3 protein-coding genes are annotated in these 4,021 nt (G+C 57.0%); 1 reads left to right on the top strand and 2 read right to left on the bottom strand.

The window, feature by feature from the left end; all coding sequences use genetic code 11:
• Positions 1–567: riboflavin synthase (ribE, locus tag Q1K23_RS08295; RefSeq protein WP_300363742.1), on the bottom strand; the 567-nt coding region annotated here is incomplete at its 3' end.
• Positions 568–576: 9 nt separating this feature from the next.
• Complete coding sequence (locus Q1K23_RS08290) at positions 577–2,091, bottom strand: hypothetical protein (RefSeq protein WP_300363741.1); 1,515 nt, start codon at positions 2,089–2,091, stop codon at positions 577–579.
• A 113-nt stretch (positions 2,092–2,204) separates the two neighbouring features.
• On the opposite strand from Q1K23_RS08290, the gene mnmG reads away from it, so the two are divergent.
• Positions 2,205–4,021 (top strand): tRNA uridine-5-carboxymethylaminomethyl(34) synthesis enzyme MnmG (gene mnmG, locus Q1K23_RS08285; RefSeq protein ID WP_300363740.1); only part of this gene is annotated, 1,817 nt, incomplete at its 3' end.

The following is a 4,021-nucleotide window of genomic DNA, read 5'->3' as shown; positions in this document are numbered from 1 at the left end:
CGCGTCGCGCTTTTCGAGGATGTTTGCGACGTAGCGGGCGAAGAGGTCGGTCTCGACGTTGACCCGGGTGCCCACGCGGTAGGTGGAAAAGAGGGTGTTGTCGAGGGTGTGGGGGATGATCGTGAGGCGGAATCCCTCGTCCGTCACCTCGTTGACGGTGAGGCTGACGCCGTCGATCGTGACGGAGCCTTTCGGGATGACGTACTGCAGATACTCTTTGGGAATCGCGATGAAAAAATCGGTGCCGTTGGTCCGCTTTTCGATACGGGTGACGCTGCCGACGGTATCGACGTGGCCCTGGACGATATGCCCTTCGAAGCGGTCGCCCATCCGCATGGCCGGTTCGATATGGACGCGGCCTTTGAGATTTTCCATGGCGATCACCTCGCGTGTCTCGTCGGCCAGTTCGACGCTGAAAGTATTTTCGCCGAGACCGACGACTGTGAGGCAGGCGCCGTTGACGGCGACGGAGTCGCCGATTTTCGGCCGGTAGCGCGCTTTCAGTGTCAGGATGTCGTTCTGGTAGGAGACCACTTCCGCCATCTCTCTGATGAGTCCTGTAAACATCTCTCTCCTCTATTCGATATATTGCCGAAACTGCTCGAGCAGCTCCTGTCGGTGCACCGTTTTGGGTATGATCGCCGCCACGTTGAAGCGTTTGGCCGCAAGCAGCAGCTCCCGGTTGATACGTTTGGCGAAAAAGGCCGTTTCGATGTCGGGAACGATCTTTCTGGCGTATCCGAAGACCGCCTCGACATCGACGGCGCGCATTTCGGGATTGACGATGAGGACGTTGGGCTGCAGGTTTTTCAGATCGGGCATGATCGTTTCGGGACGGGTGGTGAGTGTCACTTTGATATCCCGGTCGATCTCTCCCAGTGTGGTCCGCACCAGTGTCAGAAACTCCGTATCGTCGTCGATGCAGATCACCCGCTTTTTGGTCTGCTGTTCCAGATAGTGGAGCAGCTCGACGAGCTCCTGGTTCTGCTGGTTGAGTTTCGAGACGTCGAGGGTTTTGAGATAGTATTTCAGGTAGGTGATGGCGCTGAACTCGTCGGTGATGCCCGCTTTGGCGAAAAAGTTCTGGATCGGCTTGGAGCGGTTGGCTTTTTTCCACATCATCGCGTCGAAGCGGTAGGCCAGAACGTCCTGAATCTTGCGCAGCAGCGCGTCGTGGGCTTCGACGAACTCTCCGAAAAGCTCTTTGAACTTTTCGTAGTGCATTTTGTAGAAGTTGTCGAGCATGTCGATGTAGAGGCGGTTCTCTTCGGTCAGTTTCGCCACTTCGTGGATCGCGTCGACCATCGTACGCTTGAGGATCTTGATCTCGTTGAAGAGGTAGATGTACTCTTCGCTCTGGGGAGTCATGCCTTTGAGGCGTTCGCTCTTCTCTTTGATCTCCTCTTCCCTGTTTTTGGCGCTTTCGCCCAGTTTGGCGATCTGGACTTTGTTGAGCTCCAGTTTGGCGCGCAGCTCTTTGTAGCGGATCTGTTTGCTCAAAAACACCTGTTCGTAGGCGTTCTGGACGTAGGAGGTTTTCGATTTGAAATGCCGGTAGGTGTCGTAGGCTTCGAGCAGCTGCTGTTTCACTTCGGCAAGTTCGTAGTTTTCGAAGCTGTGGTCGATCTCGATGAGGTTGTTGTAGGCGGTGGTGAGGAAACGGTTCATCCGGATGAAGTCGAGCCGGCGGTTTTCTGCGATCAGCTCTCTGTTGTCGGAGATTCTCTTCTGGATGTCGGCGAAATGCATCTGGATGCAGGCGTCCACATCCATGCTCGACTCGATCGCGTAGTTCGACCGGGGAGACTCTTTCGTCTCCTCTTTGGAGTCGGGTCCCTGTTTTTTCTCCGCCGTCGACTTCCCTTTGTCACGCTCTTTTTCGTCGGATCCCTTTTGGGGCGCGGGTCCCCCGGAGAGGGAGATCTTCAGGGCGTTGATCCCTTCGGGCTCGAAATGGATGGTCTGGCCGATTTGGGGCGTAGTGTCGTATTCGTTCCACTCGTCGATGGAGAAGTTGTACTTCTTGTGATCGGGGGTGATGATTTTGCCGAGTCCGGTCTGGTCGGAATAGACGACGATTTTGCCCTGCAACGTTCCTGTCCTATTTAAAGTGGTATTATCATATCTTTTTTAATCTCAAAAAGCTATAATCCGCGATTATAGGATAGGAATCGACAAAAAACAATTTTTTGAAAGTGAAGCGGATGAAATATGATGTCATCGTCGTCGGCGGCGGACACGCGGGGATCGAAGCGTCGCTCGCGCCGGCACGAATGGGAATGAAGACACTGATGATCACGATTCTGGCCGAGCAGATCGGGGCGGCCAGCTGCAACCCCGCCATCGGCGGCCTGGCCAAAGGGCATCTGGTCAAGGAGCTCGACGCCCTGGGTGGCGAGATGGGGCTGCTGACCGACAGGGCGGGGATCCAGTTTCGCGTACTGAACGAGACGAAAGGACCCGCCGTGCGGGGAAGCCGTGCCCAGATCGACATGGATCGCTACCGCATCGAGGCGCGGACCGTCTGCCTGGGGACCGAAAATCTCGACATCCGGCAGGATATGGTCGAAGAGGTGATCGTGGAAGAGGGCCGAGCCGTCGGTGTGAAGACGGAGCTGGGAGAGACCTTTTTCGCCAAAAAGGTGATCCTGACGACAGGAACCTTTCTGGGGGGCGTCATCCACATCGGCGAGGTGACCCGGGAAGCGGGGCGGGCCGGGGAGTTCGCTTCGACGGCCCTGGCGAAAAACCTCAAGGAGCTGGGCCTGAACGTCGGGCGCCTCAAGACCGGTACCTGTGCGCGCATCGACGGCAGCAGCATCGACTTTTCCAAAATGGAGCCGCAGCCCGGTGACGAACCGCCCAGACCCTTCAGCTTCCGGACCGACCGGGAGAGTTTCCGTCCGAAACAGCTGCCGTGCTACATCGCCTATACCAACGAGGAGACCCACCGCATCATCGAAAGCAATTTCCACCGCGCGCCGCTCTTTTCCGGGCAGATCGAAGGTGTGGGGCCCCGCTACTGTCCCAGCATCGAAGACAAGATCAACCGCTTCAGAGACAAGGAGCGCCACCATATCTTCGTCGAGCCCCAGACGCTGGAGGCGACGGAGTACTACATCAACGGCATGAGCACCTCCCTGCCCACCGACGTGCAGCTGGCGATGATCCGCTCGGTGGAGGGGATGGAGAACGCGAAAATCGTCCGTTACGGCTACGCCATCGAGTACGACTACGTCGATCCGACCGAACTGAAGCACACACTGGAGACCAAAAAGATCGAAAACCTCTACCTCGCCGGTCAGATCAACGGTACCACCGGCTACGAGGAGGCGGCGGCCCAGGGATTGATGGCGGGTATCAACGCCGCTTTGGCGATCGAAGGGAAAGAGCCCTTCGTCCTCGGGCGCGACGAAGCCTATATCGGCGTGCTGATCGACGACCTGGTCACCAAGGGGACCAAAGAGCCCTACCGGATGTTCACGAGCCGGGCCGAATACCGCCTGATGCTCAGAGAGGACAACGCCGACCTTCGCCTGATGCGCTACGGGCACGCCTACGGTCTGATCGACGAGACGACCTATGCGAAGATGCTTCGCAAAAAGGAGTTGATCGACGAGGGGATCAGACTGATGGAAGAGCGTTTCCTGACACCTTCCAAAGAGAATCTGAAGTTCCTCGAAGAGCTGGGGGTGGAGAAGATCACCGACAAGACGCCGCTGAAACTGATCGTGGGCCGGGCCGATTTCACGATGGAGAAGCTGGGACGGCTCATTCCGGAAACGCGTGAATGGCCCGACGAAGTCAAAGAGCAGCTGATGATCCACGCCAAGTACGACAAATATATCCAGAAGCAGAGAGAGCAGATCGAAAAGATGCACGAAATGCTGGATATCCGCATTCCGGAAGACATGGATTTCGGAAAGATTTCGGGGCTCAGCAACGAGATCAAGGAGAAACTCGAACGTTTCCGTCCTCCCACCCTGCAGGCGGCGAGCCAGATCAGCGGCGTGACGCCGGC

It is taken from the genome of Hydrogenimonas sp., from assembly GCF_029933015.1.
In the GTDB taxonomy this organism is placed as follows: domain Bacteria; phylum Campylobacterota; class Campylobacteria; order Campylobacterales; family Hydrogenimonadaceae; genus Hydrogenimonas.
The sequence above is the reverse complement of the archived record's forward strand: the minus strand, read 5'-3'. Positions and strand labels throughout refer to the sequence as shown.